Origin of the sequence: Mucilaginibacter sp. OK098 (assembly GCF_900142915.1) — a bacterium.
GTDB lineage: Bacteria > Bacteroidota > Bacteroidia > Sphingobacteriales > Sphingobacteriaceae > Mucilaginibacter.
Map to the genome: position 1 here is coordinate 632,315 of NZ_FRCM01000004.1, position 17,496 is coordinate 649,810.

A 17,496-nucleotide genomic window follows, 5' to 3' on the forward strand; every position below is an offset into this window, starting at 1 on the left:
GATGTCATGGTGAGCTTGTCGAACCACGACGTGGGCAAAGGCCTAAGCACCATGCTTAGCACACGGATAGGCCACTGCGCACGTCGCCCTTCGACAGGCTCAGGGTGACACCCAATTACACCATGCGGGGACAGAAACTAGTCTCAGATCACTCAGCTTTGAGACTCTTCACCGGGTTCATCAACGCTGCTTTTATGGATTGAAAACTTACTGTGATCAGTGCGATCAATATTGCAGCAAGGCCTGCCGCAGCAAAAATCCACCACTGTACCGGCGTGTGGTAAACAAATCCCTGCAGCCATTTGTTCATGGCCCACCAGGCTATCGGCGAGGCGATGAGGATGGCCAGGGCTACCAGTTTTAAAAAATCAATAGAAAGCAACCTGGTAATGCCCCTTACACTTGCGCCCAGCACTTTGCGGATCCCGATCTCCTTGCTGCGCTGCTCGGCCATAAAGGCCGAAAGGGCAAACAGGCCCAAACAGGCGATGATAATAGCCAGTATGGCAAACGTTGTGAAAATATGGCCCATGCGCTGCACATCGGCATACATATTGGCGAAGCTTTCGTCCATAAAAGTGTAGCGGATAGGCTGATTAGGCGCAAACTGTTTCCAGGTGGCGGCAATGGATTGCAGGGCATTTTTCATGTCTCCGCCCTTAACTTTTATGCTAACCAGTGATGGGCTTAGGCCGAAATACAATACCAAAGGGTCAATTTCGCGATGCATGGAATCAAAATTAAAATCCGCCACCACGCCTATTACAGTACCTGCATTGCCGTCAGAAATGCGTGCGCCAATGGGATGTTTAAGGTTGAGCCTTTTTGCCATCGTTTGGTTGATAATGACGTTTTTGCGCGCGGTATCGTCAGACATATCGTACGAGAAATTACGACCCTCAACCAGTTTCATCCCCAATGTTTTAAGGTAGGTATCGTCTATCTGCCACAATTGGCCCTGCACGTGTGCGTCGAGTTTTTCTCTTCCCGCGATAGTAAAACCATCGCCGTTGCGTTTGCTGCCGGCTTCAATTGGCAGGTAGTCGCTGATTGAGGCGCTTTTTACCGAAGCCAGTTTTTGCAGTTCGGTTTTAAAGCTACGTACGTTTTTATAGCCCAGCGTATTAGCGCCCTGTACAATTACCACCTGGTCCTTATCAAACCCAACCTTTTGGTTAAGGATGTAATGCATCTGGTTATAAATAACCATAGTGCCGATGATAAGCATAATGGATGCGGTAAACTGGAACACCACCAGGCTGTTGCGCAATAACGAACCTTTACTGCCGGTGCTGAGCGTACCCTTTAAAACCTGCACGGGTTTAAAGCCAGACAGGTAAAAGGCTGGATATAAACCAGCGACGATGCCGACAACAGCAGCCGAAACCAGCACAACCGGCAATAACCACCACTCGCCCCATGGCATGGTTAGCGATTTGGAAGCAAGCGAGTTAAAATAAGGCAGCAACAGCCAGGCCAGCAATAAACCGATGATGAAAGAAAGGAAACTATACAGCAACGACTCGGTTAAAAACTGTTTGATCAGTCCGTTGCGATTGGATCCAACTACTTTACGCAAACCAACCTCTTTGGCCCGGTTAGCTGATTTTGCAGTGGCGAGGTTAACAAAATTGATGCAGGCAATGATGAGGATAAACGCCGCAACGCCGCCAAACAGCCAGGTAAAGCGGATGTCGCCATGCTGAAGGCCATCCCTTATATCGTATGAGTACAGATTGATATCAGTAACCGGTTGCAGCGTTATATGAATCTTAGCGGCTTCCTGTGCGGGATTTTTTGCGCCGCCTTTTATGATGTTCGGCAGGAAATACTTTTTAACAATTTCGGCCGTAATTTTCTGCTCAAAAGCTTTTGCATCTATGCCCTGTTTAAGCAGCACATAGGTGGGATAATTAAAATTACCCCAGTTATTTTGCTCGCCCTGCCAAAACTCCTTTCCTGTTAGGGTTACCATAAAATCATATTGCAGGTGCGAGGTGGCTGGAAAGTTTTCCATCACTCCGCCAACAGTGTAAGCTTGGCTATTATCGTTATTAAAGTACATCAACTTACCCACCGGGTTTTGCCCGGGGAAGTATTTGTCGGCCTTCCTTCTCGACATCACCACCGTGTGTGGACTAGCCAGCGCCTGGGCACGATCGCCATAAACCATCGGTAATTTTAGTATGTCCAGCATACTTTGATCGGCAAAGGTGATGCCTTCCTCGTAGGTGTTCTGTACCTGGTCGGCGCGGCGCAATTCGGCTGTACCGGCGCCCATCAGGGTATTGGGCATCAGGCGGCCGGCAAATTCAACTTGCGGGAAATCTTTTTTCAGCGTTTTAGCCAGCGGCGCCGGCCATTCCGGGCCTTTGCCAACGGTGCCGTTATCGGTATATACCATCACCACGCGGAAAATGCGGTTTGCGTTGGGGTACGACCTATCGTAACTCAACTCATTATGAATATATAAGGCAATTAACAAACAGGCCGCGATGCTGAAAGCAAAGCCCCCTATCTTAATGGCCGCGTACATTTTTTGTCTGCGGAGTTGTCGTACAGCGATCTTGAAATAATTTCTAAACATATAGTTGCGGGTTAAATTTCCGGAAGACCATTTAGAAGTGGCTTCGTGATTCGAAATTACCGCTGCAAACCGGGGATAGCGCCCCATGTTATAAGATGGTCGCTCTTTTTTCAGGTCGTTTTTATACTCCGCAGGGCTTTTCCCGGTGATTTGTTTAAATGTGCGGTTATACGTGGTTTTGGAATTGAATCCCGATTCAAATGCAATGCCCAAAAGGGTGATATGATCATAAGCCGGGTCCTGCATTTTGCGGACTATATCCGCAACGCGAAACTCATTGATAAAATCATTAAAACTTTTTTTAAGCACCGTATTGATGATCCGGGATAATTCATGGGGACCAAGCTCAAGCTTTTCAGCCAGTGCGCTTAAGCAGAGCTCCGGATTCTGGTAATACAGGTTGGTTTTGACAATTTTCTTCAGCCAAATACCTTTTTGCTTCAACTCAGCCGGCGGTGATAGCTTTAAAAACGAAGGCAGAATAGGCGACATGCTAACTTCCTGTTTTAAAAAGGCCGAGGCCGCTATCCAAATCATCATTATCGCTAAAAGCAGGTACAAAGGATAATAAGCATGGATGCCTAACTGGTTGTGGTAATAAAAATAAGATACAGCTACGAAGGGTACCCACAATAGCCATAACAAGCCGAAACCTATAAGTAGGTTATGCAGCCATCGCAATTCGTAGCGGTACCGATCGCTCACATTATTAAATTTCAACTGTTGGTAAAAACGTTCTATTAGCTTGAAAGACCAATACAAGTAGGTGATGACCGAAATAAACGCCGCCAAGTGCAATACCGGGCTTAGCTGCTGAAAAGTCAGCGTATCATAAGTAGCCGCGCCCGTCCTGATGCTCTCCTTAATCTCCAATACCAGAATGCCCTGCTGCAGCAACAAGGGGCTGAAATGCAGCAGATCCTTCCAACGGAGTTTATATTCAGGCCGGGTGATTTTAAGCACATAAAAATAGATAAGGGGGCCAAGTGTCAGCGAAAATTGCAGTGGCAGCCAGCTCCAGCGGGGAAAGTAGGTCCCCAGCCGGATGTCAATGCACAATACCCAGGCCATCCACAAAACGATGGTTGCCAGCGCCAGGCCAAGAAAGCGGTTTGCGGCCCGGTTAATCCTTTTAGTGAATCCTAAAAGCAGCGCAAAACCAAGCCCGATAAATATCGTTCCCAGGAAGGCCAGGTCATAAAGGGTGATATGGAATGTATATGAATTCAAGTAGTTTATTACGTCAATCGCTGTTCCAAATTGTTATTTTGCTGAAATATAGCAAATTGCACTTTTATTTACACTGATTATTGTAACGATACTGAACATTAGGCTGTTCGGTTTTGAATTGTATATAACATTGTTGACGCTCTGAACCTGTTAAGATACTGTTTCGACCTGCCCTCCTTCCGCAAGCAGTAAAGAGGGCTAAAGAATCTTTTTATTTTTTTATTTTCCTCACCTCTTTCCGCCGCAGGTGAAGAGAGGTCGACCAGCGAAGCGTTGTCGGGTGAGTCAACTGTACGCCTTGCATGGCGTTAAAGCACTGGCGTGAATATCGCGCATAGAGTTGACTCACCCGACAACGCTTCGCTGGTCGACCTCTCTTCCGCAAGCGGTAAAGAGGGCGGAAGAATCTTTTTATTTTTTTATTTTCTTCACCTCTTTCCACCGCAGGTGAAGAGAGGTCGACCAGCGAAGCGTTGTCGGGTGAGTAAACTGTACGCCTTGCATGGCGTTAAAGCACTGGCGTGAATATCGCGCATAGAGTTGACTCATCCGGTCATTGCTTCGCTCGACCTGCCCTCTCTTCCGCAAGCGGTAAAGAGGGCTAAGAAGTTTAACTTAATGACATTGCTCTGCGGGAACGGAAAATCCTTAAACGCTTGTTTTTAAAAACAATTTAGCTAAATTTATTTCAAATAAACCTTGTCGTGAAAAAACTGATCCTTATCCCCATCCTGGCGTTGTTTGGTTTAAATCTAATGGCCGAAACGTCTGCGTTAAAACCTGATACCGTGATTGATGCTTACCTTGAGGGTAACAGAAAAGAAAAATCTGCCGCAATAAGCGATATAATTGTTGTTGATGTTGCGCACATAAACGGACTCCTGACCGCACAAAACGGTATAAAACAAGTCAGGCTTTTTCTCAATGGCATTGAGATTGAAGGATCTGTTCCGGTTGGCTGGTATTTGCAGGGAGATGGCGCCGAGCTTAAATTTTTGCTTCAGCGCACCGCTGCTAATAATAAAACATGGAATATGCTGCTCGGCTATCCAGAGTTTGGCAGCCAGTTTTTCAATCTGCCGCTAAGTATCAGTATAGGCCTCACCGGGCAAAGTTCCCAGGCAACCAAAATCAGTTCTTTCCAGTTTTTACGCATCGAACATGTTTGGTTTTGGATCTGCATAGTAGTACTGCTCGTTTATTTTGGGGTGCTGTTCAGATATGCTAAGACGACACCCATGCTTCGCGATACGCCTGCGGACCTTACACCACTGGGCATTCCGGGCTTAGCGGCCGGCAATTCTCCCTACAGCCTTGGGAAGGTGCAGATGGCTTTTTGGTTTTCTATCATTTTGGCTTCCTATATTTTTATCTGGCTGATAACTGACAATTACGAGCTGATAACCACCGGAATCCTGGTGCTGATTGGCATAGGCGCCGGTACCGGGCTGGGTGCTGTCAGCATTAACAATAACAAGGCCGATAAGACGATAAAGCAGGTGCAGGATTTACAGGCACAGCAGGCAGACCTAAGGCAAGCAACAGATTTGCTGAAAGCCGCGCTACCGGCTGCCGGAATAGAGGCAAAGATAGGGTACAATAATTTCCTGGATTGCCAGCTGACATCAAACATCAACAACCTGATAGATGGCCTGAAGACCGGTAAAGATAATTTTATCAATGACATACTTACCGACGAAAACGGTGTGAGCTTTCACCGGCTGCAAATGGCTGTTTTTACAATGGTATTGGGGTTTGTTTTTATCTATACCGCCTGGGCAACGCTAACTATGCCTGATTTTTCGGCAACGTTACTGACCATGCAGGGGATAACGGCGGGAACTTACCTTGGTTTTAAGATACCGGAGAAACAGGGGTAATGGGGTGGGAAGGCGTTTGTAGTTAACATGGGGCTCGTGGGCCTAATACATTGCTGAGTACCCTCCGCGGACGGAAAGGAAACCAATTAATCATTGATTTGATTAGGTTTAAAAACAGCATCCTGTTTTTTGGTTGCTACCTGTTGCATGAGGTTTCTCAATCCTTCAGGTATGAACAGGGTATTCTCAGGAGATATTATCAAATATTCTTCCTGTTGTAAATCGTCATCATCAATAGTGCAGATGCCCAATGTAAATTCCATGTTAATTGAACAATAAAGATGTAAGTTGTTATTCTCCCGGTCATATTCATCAAAGGATATTATGGCACAGTCCTCAGTATCTTTGCTGCCAATACCAATAATAATTTCATCGCCCTCAAGCTTTTTAAGGATCAATTTTTCTAATAAATGAAGATATTTAAGATTGTTGGATAAGATTGTTTCGAGACTCATAAGATATTTAGATTATTATTAAAATGGTATTGGAAATTTATCTAGTTATGGTTGTGAGCACTTGCGTTCATCTTCATTTGGCTAATTAATTTAAGGGTAAACACTTAAATTTTAAATTTGTAGTTGCAAGCCTTACAGGTATGATCTTTATTGTTTTTGAATCCATTAAAAATACATAAGGCACCCAAAATGAAGAAAGAAATTGTTATTATTAAATGGGCAGAAAAAAAATAATAGAAGAAAAGAGCGCTAATTATACATCCAAAACCAAACTTAATAGCCCCTGATTTAAAGCTTTCAATTTTATAACTTTTACATTCTGGGCATTGGGTTTGTTTTTCCATAATTTATCTATTTTTAACCCAAAGTCTTCTATGAAAGACGCTGCGTGGATAAAAGGGGTTTATTCCGGAACTGCTAATCCTCTAATCTTTTGATATAGTGTTTTCAAATGATGGTCAGATATATCAAGTAAAGGCTCATACATAAAGGAGTTTAAATGAATGTTCTCCGAAGTCATAATATTTACCTGTTCTAATAACTTAATAATTATGATTTCATTCGGGAACCTTTCCTTAAAATGTCTTAACAATTTTGCTGTTTGATTCTTTTCAATCGAATCTGTTAATCTATCGTCATCTATTTTTGACTTCATAAACCCCTCTGCCTGGAGTCTTATGCCAATTGATAAGACCAACTTATTTTCCAGATTCATCTGTTCCTCCGATTGATTAAATATTTCTTCGGATAAACTCATGATTACTTTAAAAACTGATCTGGAATTATCTTTTAAAGCTTTGGTTGTTTTAAAAACCTCATTAAATATATCTTCTAAGTCCTTAACTAAAATATTAAGGCTGCTTTTTGTAATGATATCATCTTTCTTTTTTTCTGATTTTACATGAAGTAAAGCAGTTAATATATTATAATGTTGCGAACTTGTACCAACGGTATATTCTATAAGATTTCGAACAAAAGGTATACATGCAATAAGCAAAAGATCATCTTCATGATATCGTTTCTTCAAATTACTAAAAACATCAATTTTATCTTTACCACAAATCAGTTTAATTTCTGTGCCATTTTTAACCGATATGTGGCTGTTATGCCATTTGTCAATCTCTAATCTGCTAAGTATAGTTCTGAAAAAGTCGAAATTATGGGTAAGGATAATTACTTTAAATTTATCAGACTCCAATATGTCTTTTAAATATTCAACTATTGCATACTTATTTTTATAATCGAAAGAATCAGCTATATCATCTATAATTAGCAGTGTTTTTTCCTCATTATTTTTTCTTACTTCGATTTCAAAAATTATATTCAATAGGTATAACGCCCTTTGCTCCCCTGTGCTAAGAATTTTTATTAAATCACTCCCTCCAATTTCTTTAAATTCATCACCATCAATATATTCAAATACAATATTTGGAGAAACCCCCTTTAGAATAACATCATCCTGATTTTTCACTAATACTCTATAAGGCACCGAAAATCTTCTATTAAAGATTTCAACAACCTTTTTCCATACAGTTTCCTCTTTTTTAGCTTGATTAATTATAATCTTAATTTCATCCTTACCTTTTCGGTATAATTCTAATAATTCATTATATGTATCTAAAGTGGATTTGAGATATGTACACCATAATTTCTTACTGAGGCTGCTCAGATCATTGATTTCTGTAAGTATTATTAAATTATTTTCTAAGTAGCTTCGAAATTCCCGAAGATCGCTGTTTTTAATAATCGCATCATCTATGGCTTTAAATTTCTTAGCTAAACCTTCATCATTCAGTATTTTACTTTTTTCATTATTAATTTCCAGATCTAATTCCTCTTGACTTATTAATTCTTTTCTATTTGTCCCGTTATTTAGAGAAACAGAATGTTTGGCATCAAAAAAACCGTTAGTTTTTAACGTCTTACTTACTGTATCTGCGTTATTATGATTAAAAACTCCTTTCTTAAAATAAGTTGAATTTGAAACCAACTGATCATACACTTTCATGTATTCAGCCAGCTTTGTTTTTACATCCTTACTATTAAGAAAGGCTATTACCTTATCATTGAAAATAGCATCATATCTTACATTTTCAAGTATGGGTTCAGATTCATTAATTACTTTATGCTCTAAAAGCTCTAAGCATGGCAAAAAGTCCTCCAGAGACATATTGAAAACCTTTGTAAATTCTGCAATCAAATTATTTTTAATGCCACTTTGTGATTGGAGAGACTTAACCAACTCACTTTCCTTCTCATTAATTGAAGTTAAAATGTCGACATAGGCTTGTTTCAGCGTTTGATTGACCAATAAAGTAGTAATTTTCTCAGACCGGAAATTTTCTTTATACCTATCAATAACAAATATGTGATCAGGATTTAATTGATTTGTATCATCACAAGTAATAACTGTTGTCGTACTTCTTTCTGAAAAAACTCTGTCCTTCGGTTCCTGTTTTTTACTTATGTCATCAAATATTTTTGCAAACGATGATTTCATAGCACCATTTGGAGCATAAACCACATGTGCACATTCTTTACTAAAATCAAAGCAATGTTCTAATTTTTTTATACCATAGCAATTTTCGAAGTTGACAGTCAACTTTTCCATAAGTCAAAAACAAAAAAGTGTGTATTATACTTAACTATATAATCCCCAATCTCTTACTACTATCCAATTAGGGGTCCAGTTTACATAGTCCTTAGGTTCAAATGGTATTTCTATTATTTCAAGACCATGAAGTTGCTCTGGTAAAATTGACAAATTATGTTTACCATCAGGGCTATCTAAATCGTAAAAATGGAATCGATCTAAACCATCTTTATATCTTCTACTTTGTCCAAAATCAAATGGGATACAAATTCTTTCAATAATTCCTTTTTCCTTAGAGTCGAATGTAATTTTGACTTGTTTCATTCCATGAATTGCGGAAATGAAAATTTCATAATGATTTGCCATTGCTTTAAAATTTAGGTTTATAATTCATTTCTAAAGGTATGCTTTAATAATTGATTAAATGTTTTATTAATTCACCGCCACTACCGCAAGCATGTTGTTGGGAAACACACTAGAAAATCAGTTAGAACACTGTTGGAATTCTTCAATCAATTATTTCCTTCACAGCGAAAGCCATCAATCATATTATTTTCTAAGTAACCTATTGATTATATCTCAATGTCCGTTCGAACATTTGACACATATTCAAATATTACCTATCTTTAAACTGTATCCTATCCAGTATCACCTTATGAGTAAGTCAATTACAGTCGTTGAAGAGAGTAGTGAATCAATATTGTTGATTAGTCCGGAAAAAGAGTATGACTCAATAAGAGAAGAATCATTGAAACTTATGGAATTTCAACACAAAACACTTACTATTCAATTAACAATCGTAGGTGTATTTTTTGGATTTGGATTCGGTAAAGATGCTATTCTTTTTTTAGTGGTTCCACCATTTGTCTTGCTATTATCCATTATTTATCAGAATTACAAATACAAACGCTTTCGCATTGCTGCTTTTATAAGAAATAAATATGAGTTTAAAGATTCATCTTTAAGTTGGGAAACATATATTCATCATCAATCAATGGATAAAAAAATTAACATCACGAAAATTTTCTTAAAGTTTGGCATTATGGGCTTGTTTCTTATCACCTCATTTTTGGGCCTCGTTATAGGAATTATAAATAATGAAAACTCACCCAATGTAATAGTTTTGGTAATTGTTGATATTATCTCTATAGTATGTATTGTCTTGATTTTTTCAATATTTAACACAAAACAAATGAGAAGAAATATTGAGATATATAATTCCAAGCAAATAGTTAGGTAATTATTCCGCTGCCGCCAATTTCTTTTTTCTCAGCTATCGAAAGGTACAGCATCAGCCTAAAGAAGTGGCAAGCTACAGCCATGTGCTCGGCGCCAAAATGTTGTCATAAAAATAACTTCACCTACTATGTTGTTTTTCCACTTCAATAACTCTCCCGTTCCCGCAGGGTCTCGCATCGCGGACCCTGCGATGTATCGCGCCAATGGTGTGTAATAGCCCGCTGACCAGTCACCAAGTGGCAATATAATGCAACAATTCCCATATATTTACGAATGATCAGAACCCGGCACAACCTAACCGAAAAGACCTGGTTTATAACCTTTACTTGTTTTGAATGGATCTCCCTGTTCGAAATAACCAACTCGTATCACCTGGTTTATAACTGGCTAAATGTTATCGACCAAAAATACCAGATCAAAACTTTGGCATTTGTTATAATGCCAAACCATGTACATGCCATATTACAATTACCGGAGTCGGTTAAAAGCCTGAATACGATAATGGCTAATGGCAAACGTTTTATGGCATATGACCTGGTTGAGCAATTAACAAACATGGGGCAGCATGAAATATTAAACCAGCTCTCTGCAGCTTGTACGGATAAAGAAATAGCCAAAGGACAGAAGCATAAAGTATTTGAGCCTTCGTTTGATGCGAAGCCGGTTTATACGCTCCCTTTCCTTCATCAAAAACTGGACTATATTCATCACAATCCCGTTAGCGGCAAATGGAATCTTTGCACAGAGTTTACCGATTATCCCCATAGCAGCGCTGCTTTTTACCACGATGATAAACCGCATCCGTTTGTAACTATTATCGATTACAGGGAGGTTTGGGGGTGATATTGCCACAGGGATTGTGCTTCGCGTGGGCTTCATACAGCGCAGGGTCCCTTTCAGGAGACCCTGCGGGGACGAAAACTATTACTGATTACAGGGAGTTTTGGGGGTGACATTGCTGCCGGGTTTATCCTTCGAATTAGCTTCATACAGCGCAGGGTCCCTTTCAGAAGACCCTGCGGGGACGGAAAAAAAAGTTTAGGCTCCCGTTCCCGCAGGGTCTCGCATCGCGGACCCTGCGATGTATCGCGCCAATGGTATGTAATAAGCCAGCCATCCGGTTGTACTATTACCGATTACAGGGAGTTTGGGGGTGATGTTGCCACAGGGATTGTACTTCGCATGGGCTTCATACAGCGCAGGGTCCCTTTCAGGAGACCCTGCGGGAACGAAAGTGACATAAATGCCGGGCTTATCCTCCGAATTTGCTTCATACAGCGCAGGGTCCCTTTCAGGAGACCCTGCGGGGACGGAAAAAAAGTTTAGGTTCCCGTCTCCGCAGGGTCTCGCATCGCGGACCCTGCGATGTATAGCGCCAATGGTTTGTAATAACCCGCTGACCAGCCATCCGGTTTTTACTATTACCGATTACAGGGAGTTTGGAGGTGAAATTGCCATATGGATTGTACTTCGTGTGGGCTTCATACAGCGCAGGGTCCGCGATGCGAGACCCTGCGGAGACGGAAAAATCTTTTTTCACTATATGCCTGGCGGTCAGTATTATCCTTCAGCATATATCTTCTCATTCTGCAAAAAGCTTATTTATTTAGAATTAATTGTAGCATTCCTGTTACAAAACGCGTAATACAAATAACGTCCTGCAGAACAACGCGTGGTTTTTCAGTTGTTACCTAAAGTCGACTATTAGGGCCATTAAAGATCCCCGGAAAACGTATCCCGGGATCCTTTTTTAACAACCATTTAAATACAAATTAGAAACATGAAAAATAAATTTATTGCATCAATCCTGGTGCTGGCTACTGCATTGGCAGCATGCAAAAAGAACAGTGATAATACATCTTTACCCGTAATATTAAACGACAAATTTGACACTTCAACTCAAGGTTGGACAGGTGATTTTGCGGATTATCCCTCAGATAGCGCCCCAGAATTTTATAAATTAAGTTTTAGCTCGGCGCAGCTCCCTGCACCGCTGGATCAAACTAAAAAAGGCATTCGTATTTCGGGCATTAATCATAGCGATGACCTGTTTATGTTTATGAAAAAGAAAATAACCGGGTTAAAACCCAACCAGGTTTATAATGTAAAGTTTCAAATCAACTTTGCATCAAATGCGCCGGCTAATCAAGTCGGGGTTGGCGGCGCGCCGGGAGAAAGTGTTTATTTGGGAGCAGGTTTTAGTTTAGCAGAACCTCAAAAAGTAATAAATACCCAGGATAAATACTACAGAATGAATATTAAAAAAATAAATCAGGGCCAAAATGGCGAACAGATGCGCGTGATTGGAAATATAGCAAACGGCACTGAAAAAGCTGATTACAAATTAATTCAAAGGACCGGTGAGTTTAACGGCAAAACAGACCCGAAGGGTGAAGTATGGATTATTATAGGAACTGACTCTGGTTATGAGGCTGAAACTACATTATACTATACCAGTATAAAGGCAACTTTTAGCGAAACCAAGTAGCAGATTATTCCGTCCCCGCAGGGTCTCGCATCGCGGACCCTGCAATGTATCGCGCTAATGGTGCGTAAGAGCCCGCCGTCCAGTCACAATGCAATCTAATTTTCGCACGAATACTTAGCACGCGGCGCAGGGTCCCTTTCAGGAGACCCTGCGAGGACGGAGGACGGGATATCCCCCAATTCCCATTATTTTAATCCAATTATTCCCCCGAAGTTTGTATTAACAAACACTTATCAAAAACACTATGGAAAATTCAAAACCTGCTCCTGTTGCAATAGGAGCAAATGAGGGGCAAAGCCTGTCGGTTGCCGGTGGTAATTACCGCATATTGGTGTCCGGTAAAGAAACCGGCGGCGCATTCGCCACTATTGATATGCTGATCCCGCCCGGCAGTGGTCCGGGGCCGCACGCGCACCCTGATTTCCAGGAATCCTTTTACGTACTTGACGGCGAGGTTGAGGTTAAAAGTGAAGCCGGGACTTATATTGCCAAAAAGGGCGCTTTTGTAAGCATCCCCAAAGGCGGCATTGTGCATTGCTTTAAAAACAAAACGGATACCCTGGCGCATTTGCTTTGCATGGTTGTTCCGTCGGGCCTGGAAGAAATGTTTTTAGAAATAGGCAAGCCTGTTGAAACAGGCACTTTCCTGCCCCCGCCGCCAATGGACCCGGAAGGCCTGAAAAAGATCCAGGCCCTTGCCGAAAAATATGGGCAAAAACTTTACCCGCCTGACTTTTTGGGGTAATGGATCAATCAAGATCCCTTCCGTCCCCGCAGGGTCTCTCATAGAGGCTCCTGCGATGTATAGCGCCGATGGTGTGTAACAACCCGCCATCCGGCCACCATGCAACCTGTTTTCCGCACGAATACTTAGCACGCGGCGCAGGGTCTCTTTCAGGAAACTGCGGAGACGGGAGGGTAAATATTTTTTATTTCTGTCTTATTCTTTCTTCTCATCATCCAAACACTGGTGAATTTGCTCGATATCAGTTGGTTCCTTCATTTCTTCCAGCTCTTTATCTGCTTTAGTATTAATGCCAAGTTTTTGGTGTATTTCGTGCACCATGTTCAAGATCTTGGTTACTTCGTCTTCAGCCCTCACATTTACTTCAAACTCCACCTGCTGCTGTATTTTATCCATCCGGCCCTGTCGATTTTGGTTAATTAATACGGAAACTGAAAGGATAATAGCAAACAATGACACGGCCATTTCCAATATTGGAAACGGAAACGGATCAAAAGGTTTTAGGGGATGAAAGAAGTTTAAGTTCCAGCAGATCCATAAAGCAAAAATCAGCATGCATATTAAAAGAAATGTAATACTCCCCAATATATTGATCAGGAAAACGGCAAACTTGTCTGCATTTGATTTTGTAAAATCAAGCGATGATTTTAGTCCTGCGTCTGCCACCTGCTTTTTCAGCCGGGTTTTCGGGGTATCTTTCTGTGCCATAAGCTAATTGTATCAAACTCATGAACAATTAAATACAATAAATGTTATCAGTAATTCTTTCCTGTTTATTATTATCACTTTACCCTGCCTCATGAAAATACTTTTTACCTTTTTATTCCTTTCAGTTGCTGCCTGCTTATTTGGGCAAAGTAAAATCCCCGCCGTATCTAAAGGAGCTATTGCCCACGGGCAGTCAAAAAAAGCCTCTAAGGATACCGTTATCGAGTCTGACACCTCAAAGGAAAATAAAGAGCCCCGCTATTTTTATGCTACTGCAGGCGCCAATATTTTTGTAAACACAAAGGGTGGCGCCGCTAAAAGGTTCTCGCCTTCAATAGAATTGGGTCGTACCTATGGAATATTTGATATTGGCCTAGCAACTGGAAGAATAAACTCGCTTAGCTCCGGCAGCGACACCACCAGGTTTATTGAATTCAGGCCAACCATTAATATCTTTTCGAAGGGCCGGTTTTCTGAGGCATTGTGCCTGGGCGGCGGTTATGTATTTAAGGCCAAACAGGGGCTTATGACCGAGATCTGTAACAGCATTAACTTTAACGTCTCCGAAAAAGTGGCAATAGCCGTAGTACAGGGCTATTATTTTTTTGATGGAACAAATAATAGTCGTAGCACGCAGTACATGGGGTTTAACCTTACCTATAATTTTTTGAAGAACCATAGTGTAAACAAACAACGCAAGAAAGCGGCAATTGTAAGTGATAAATAAGGAGTGTTGTAAGTTGCTTTCCGGAGATGCAAACTTACCGGCTGCAATGCGTAGAATTTCCATTCCGAATCACAATAGGATGCCGAAATAAATCCGATACGACGTGGTTTTGAGGAGCTGCTTTACTGGCTGCCGCTCCCCCCCGCTGCCCCTGATTTCCCACTGCCACCTGCCAACTCAAAACTGCCAACTTTCTTCCTTGTTCCATCTGTTCCACTTGTTCCATGCTGTTCCAAACCGCTTTTTTTGTTCCGTTTGTTTCACTTGTGCACATCGTTCCGTGGAACAAGCTGTTTTTGATAAGAAAATCATTATAATTTCCCTTTCTAATATCCCTCTCTTTTACTTACCTTGCCTCAATAAACTTATCCCGTATGAAGTTTGTTAAAGCTATCCTATCCATATTAGTTACCGCATTTTTGATCTGGGCCTTAGAAACAAAGTTTGGCGATATCCCTGCCATCGGTGTATTCCTGAACCCTTCGACCGGTTTCTGGCAAAATGCCGAAAGCAAAAACATCCTGCCAACCGAAAACTTAAAGCTTACGGACCTGCAGGATGAGGTGACCATCCGGTACGACGAGAACCGCATTCCGCATATCTTCGCCAAAAACGACCATGACCTTTATTATGCCCAAGGCTACGTAACAGCACGCGACCGCTTGTGGCAAATGGATATTCAAACCCGCAGCGCCGCCGGCAGACTGGCGGAAGTTGTTGGTGCCAAGGCATTGGAGATTGACCGTTACCACCGCCGCATGGGCATGGTTTATGGCGCCGAAAATGGGCTAAAGGGGATTATGAAAGACCCGAAAACTAAAATAATGGTAACCGCCTACACCGAAGGGGTAAACAGCTATATCCACGGCCTTGCGCCAAAAGATTACCCGCTTGAGTTCAAGCTGCTGGACTATGCGCCAGAAGAGTGGAAACCCATTAACTGTATATTTTTGCTAAAGCTGATGTCGGAAACGCTGGCTGGTGGATCAGACCAGTTTGCCATGACCAATAACCTCCGGCTTTTTGGCCCGGCGGCAGTGAATGAGCTATTTCCTGATTATCCGTTCAATGAATCGCCGATCATCCCGGTAGGGACCAAATGGGACTTTAAGCCATTGCCCATCCCCAAACCATCTGCAGATTATGTAGCACGGATGACTGAGAACATAAAACCCCGCGAAAAAGTGGATGGAATAGGCAGCAATAACTGGGCAATTACAGGGAGTAAGTCGGCTACCGGCTACCCTATTTTGGCAAATGATCCGCATTTGAATTTAACTTTCCCGGCTATCTGGTACCAAATTCAGTTGTCGTCACCAACGGTAAACGTTAACGGGGTATCGCTGCCGGGTGCACCTTGTGTCATCATAGGTTATAATCAAAAGATCAGCTGGGGCGTTACCAATGTTGATGCCGATGTGCTGGACTGGTACCAGGTAAAATTCAAGGATAAATCAAAAAATGAGTACTGGTATAACAACAAATGGAACACGGTTAAAAAACGAATTGAGGTAATCAAGATCCTTGGTGCACAACCGGAAACTGATACCGTGCTGTATACCCATCACGGCCCGGTTGTTTATGAAACCGCAGTTAAAAAGCCAAAGGATGATTTTGAAAACATCCCGGTTGGCGATGCTTTACGTTGGATAGCGCATGATGAGTCGAACGAGTTTTTGTGCTTTTACAACTTAAACCGTGGAAAGAACTATACCGATTATCGCGAAGCGCTTACCCATTTTACCGCGCCTGCCCAAAACTTCATTTTCGCAAGTAATGATAACGATATCGCCATTACCCCCAACGGAAAGTTCCCGTTGAAATTCAAGGAGCAGGGCAAATACATAATGGATGGCAGCGACCCGGCAAACGACTGGCACGGCTGGATCCCGGCGGAGCAAAATCCTACGGTTAAAAACCCATCGAGGGGCTTTGTAAGCTCAGCCAATCAATCATCAACCGATCCTACTTATCCGTATTATATCAACTGGCGGTTTGAGCAGTACTATCGCGGTAAACGCATAAACGACAGGCTCTCAGCAATGCAAAAAGCAACCGTTGATAGTATGCGCATAATGCAAAGTGATAACTATAGCATATTAGCCCAGGATGTTTTATCCACCATGCTAAAATACATTGACCCAACTAAATTAAGCGAAGACCAGGTAAAGGCGTTGACGATCATAAAAAAATGGGATAAGCATTATGTGGCAAACTCAATTGGCGCCAGTATTTTTGATAGCTGGTGGTATAATTTTTACAATTTGGTTTGGGGTGATAAATTTAAGGTTAAAGGCACTTACCTGAAATACCCGTCGTATGATGAAACTGAAAAGTTGTTATTAACAGACCCAGGGTCAAAATGGTTTGACAATACAAAAACCCCTTTAAAAGAAACATGTGGAGATATGCTAAGCCATTCGTTCTACACAGCTGTAGATGAACTGGTACAAAAACATGGCAAACCCGGCGAAAAATGGCAATGGGGACAGGTAAAGGAAACCTTTATAAACCACATGGCTAATCTGCCCGGATTTGGCACCGGCAAGTTTATTGCAGGTGGCAAAGGCGGTGTAATTAATGCCTTGCGCAATAATAATGGCCCGTCATGGCGCATGGTGGTGCAAATGGGGCCTACAGTAAAAGGTTATGGCGTTTTCCCCGGCGGTGAATCAGGTAATCCAGGCAGCTTCTTTTACCAGAATATGTTTAACACCTGGAAAGATGGCAAGCTGAACGAATTGCTGTTTTTAAATTCGGCAGATGAAACTTCAGGGAGAATAAAGTCAACACTGAAGTTAGAGAAGAAATAGAGGTTAGGGATCAGAGATTAGTTAAAAAATT

Annotated in this window: 14 protein-coding genes; 8 read left to right on the plus strand and 6 right to left on the minus strand. The window is 41.8% G+C overall.

The window, feature by feature from the left end; all coding sequences use genetic code 11:
• Positions 1-148: 148 nt before the first annotated feature.
• Positions 149-3,817 (minus strand): ABC transporter permease, encoded by a 3,669-nt coding sequence (locus BUE31_RS16340; RefSeq protein ID WP_083620014.1) that lies wholly within the window; start codon positions 3,815-3,817, stop codon positions 149-151.
• Positions 3,818-4,521: 704 nt separating this feature from the next.
• Here BUE31_RS16340 and BUE31_RS16350 point away from each other — a divergent pair.
• Entirely contained in the window at positions 4,522-5,697 is a 1,176-nt protein-coding gene (locus BUE31_RS16350) for a hypothetical protein (protein ID WP_073404857.1), read from the plus strand.
• Positions 5,698-5,783: 86 nt separating this feature from the next.
• On the opposite strand, the gene BUE31_RS16355 is transcribed toward BUE31_RS16350, so the two are convergent.
• From BUE31_RS16355 to BUE31_RS16370, 4 genes are all read right to left on the minus strand, one after another.
• Positions 5,784-6,152: a hypothetical protein gene (locus tag BUE31_RS16355; RefSeq protein WP_073404858.1), complete on the minus strand. Its 369-nt coding sequence runs from the start codon at positions 6,150-6,152 to the stop codon at positions 5,784-5,786.
• A 104-nt stretch (positions 6,153-6,256) separates the two neighbouring features.
• Positions 6,257-6,496 (minus strand): hypothetical protein, encoded by a 240-nt coding sequence (locus tag BUE31_RS16360; RefSeq protein ID WP_073404859.1) that lies wholly within the window; start codon positions 6,494-6,496, stop codon positions 6,257-6,259.
• 59 nt (positions 6,497-6,555) lie between these two features.
• Positions 6,556-8,763 (minus strand): hypothetical protein, encoded by a 2,208-nt coding sequence (locus BUE31_RS16365; protein WP_073404860.1) that lies wholly within the window; start codon positions 8,761-8,763, stop codon positions 6,556-6,558.
• Positions 8,764-8,793: 30 nt separating this feature from the next.
• Positions 8,794-9,111 (minus strand): hypothetical protein, encoded by a 318-nt coding sequence (locus BUE31_RS16370; RefSeq protein ID WP_073404861.1) that lies wholly within the window; start codon positions 9,109-9,111, stop codon positions 8,794-8,796.
• A 289-nt stretch (positions 9,112-9,400) separates the two neighbouring features.
• On the opposite strand from BUE31_RS16370, the gene BUE31_RS16375 reads away from it, so the two are divergent.
• The 5 genes from BUE31_RS16375 to BUE31_RS16395 all read left to right on the plus strand — a co-directional run bounded on the left by BUE31_RS16375 (position 9,401) and on the right by BUE31_RS16395 (position 13,217).
• Positions 9,401-9,985: a hypothetical protein gene (locus tag BUE31_RS16375; protein ID WP_073404862.1), complete on the plus strand. Its 585-nt coding sequence runs from the start codon at positions 9,401-9,403 to the stop codon at positions 9,983-9,985.
• 272 nt (positions 9,986-10,257) lie between these two features.
• A complete protein-coding gene (locus tag BUE31_RS16380; protein ID WP_073404863.1) occupies positions 10,258-10,827 on the plus strand; it encodes an REP-associated tyrosine transposase in 570 nt (189 codons plus the stop codon).
• A gap of 400 nt (positions 10,828-11,227) precedes the next feature.
• Positions 11,228-11,629, plus strand: a complete 402-nt coding sequence (locus BUE31_RS16385) for a hypothetical protein (protein WP_143167146.1) — start codon at positions 11,228-11,230, stop codon at positions 11,627-11,629.
• Positions 11,630-11,764: 135 nt separating this feature from the next.
• Positions 11,765-12,472: a hypothetical protein gene (locus tag BUE31_RS16390; protein ID WP_073404865.1), complete on the plus strand. Its 708-nt coding sequence runs from the start codon at positions 11,765-11,767 to the stop codon at positions 12,470-12,472.
• A gap of 244 nt (positions 12,473-12,716) precedes the next feature.
• The gene (locus BUE31_RS16395) at positions 12,717-13,217 is read left to right on the plus strand and encodes a cupin domain-containing protein (RefSeq protein WP_073404866.1); all 501 of its coding nucleotides are present in this window, start codon (positions 12,717-12,719) and stop codon (positions 13,215-13,217) included.
• Positions 13,218-13,412: 195 nt separating this feature from the next.
• Here the strand turns inward: BUE31_RS16395 and BUE31_RS16400 are convergent, their stop codons facing one another.
• A complete protein-coding gene (locus tag BUE31_RS16400) occupies positions 13,413-13,925 on the minus strand; it encodes a DUF1003 domain-containing protein (RefSeq protein ID WP_073404867.1) in 513 nt (170 codons plus the stop codon).
• Between the two features lie 91 nt (positions 13,926-14,016).
• Here BUE31_RS16400 and BUE31_RS16405 point away from each other — a divergent pair, with 91 nt between their 5' ends.
• Positions 14,017-14,652 (plus strand): hypothetical protein, encoded by a 636-nt coding sequence (locus tag BUE31_RS16405; RefSeq protein ID WP_073404868.1) that lies wholly within the window; start codon positions 14,017-14,019, stop codon positions 14,650-14,652.
• A 374-nt stretch (positions 14,653-15,026) separates the two neighbouring features.
• Positions 15,027-17,465, plus strand: coding sequence for a penicillin acylase family protein (locus BUE31_RS16415; protein ID WP_073404870.1), 2,439 nt, complete (start codon positions 15,027-15,029; stop codon positions 17,463-17,465).
• Positions 17,466-17,496 lie beyond the last annotated feature (31 nt).

Bases quoted from the DNA above. Each gene is read 5' to 3' on its own strand.
- BUE31_RS16355 (WP_073404858.1), bottom strand. From the start codon at position 6,152: ATGAGTCTCGAAACAATCTTATCCAACAATCTTAAATATCTTCATTTA.
- BUE31_RS16360 (WP_073404859.1), bottom strand. From the start codon at position 6,496: ATGGAAAAACAAACCCAATGCCCAGAATGTAAAAGTTATAAAATTGAA.
- BUE31_RS16365 (WP_073404860.1), bottom strand. From the start codon at position 8,763: ATGGAAAAGTTGACTGTCAACTTCGAAAATTGCTATGGTATAAAAAAA.
- BUE31_RS16370 (WP_073404861.1), bottom strand. From the start codon at position 9,111: ATGGCAAATCATTATGAAATTTTCATTTCCGCAATTCATGGAATGAAA.
- BUE31_RS16375 (WP_073404862.1), top strand. From the start codon at position 9,401: ATGAGTAAGTCAATTACAGTCGTTGAAGAGAGTAGTGAATCAATATTG.
- BUE31_RS16380 (WP_073404863.1), top strand. From the start codon at position 10,258: ATGATCAGAACCCGGCACAACCTAACCGAAAAGACCTGGTTTATAACC.
- BUE31_RS16385 (WP_143167146.1), top strand. From the start codon at position 11,228: ATGCCGGGCTTATCCTCCGAATTTGCTTCATACAGCGCAGGGTCCCTT.
- BUE31_RS16390 (WP_073404865.1), top strand. From the start codon at position 11,765: ATGAAAAATAAATTTATTGCATCAATCCTGGTGCTGGCTACTGCATTG.
- BUE31_RS16395 (WP_073404866.1), top strand. From the start codon at position 12,717: ATGGAAAATTCAAAACCTGCTCCTGTTGCAATAGGAGCAAATGAGGGG.
- BUE31_RS16400 (WP_073404867.1), bottom strand. From the start codon at position 13,925: ATGGCACAGAAAGATACCCCGAAAACCCGGCTGAAAAAGCAGGTGGCA.
- BUE31_RS16405 (WP_073404868.1), top strand. From the start codon at position 14,017: ATGAAAATACTTTTTACCTTTTTATTCCTTTCAGTTGCTGCCTGCTTA.
- BUE31_RS16415 (WP_073404870.1), top strand. From the start codon at position 15,027: ATGAAGTTTGTTAAAGCTATCCTATCCATATTAGTTACCGCATTTTTG.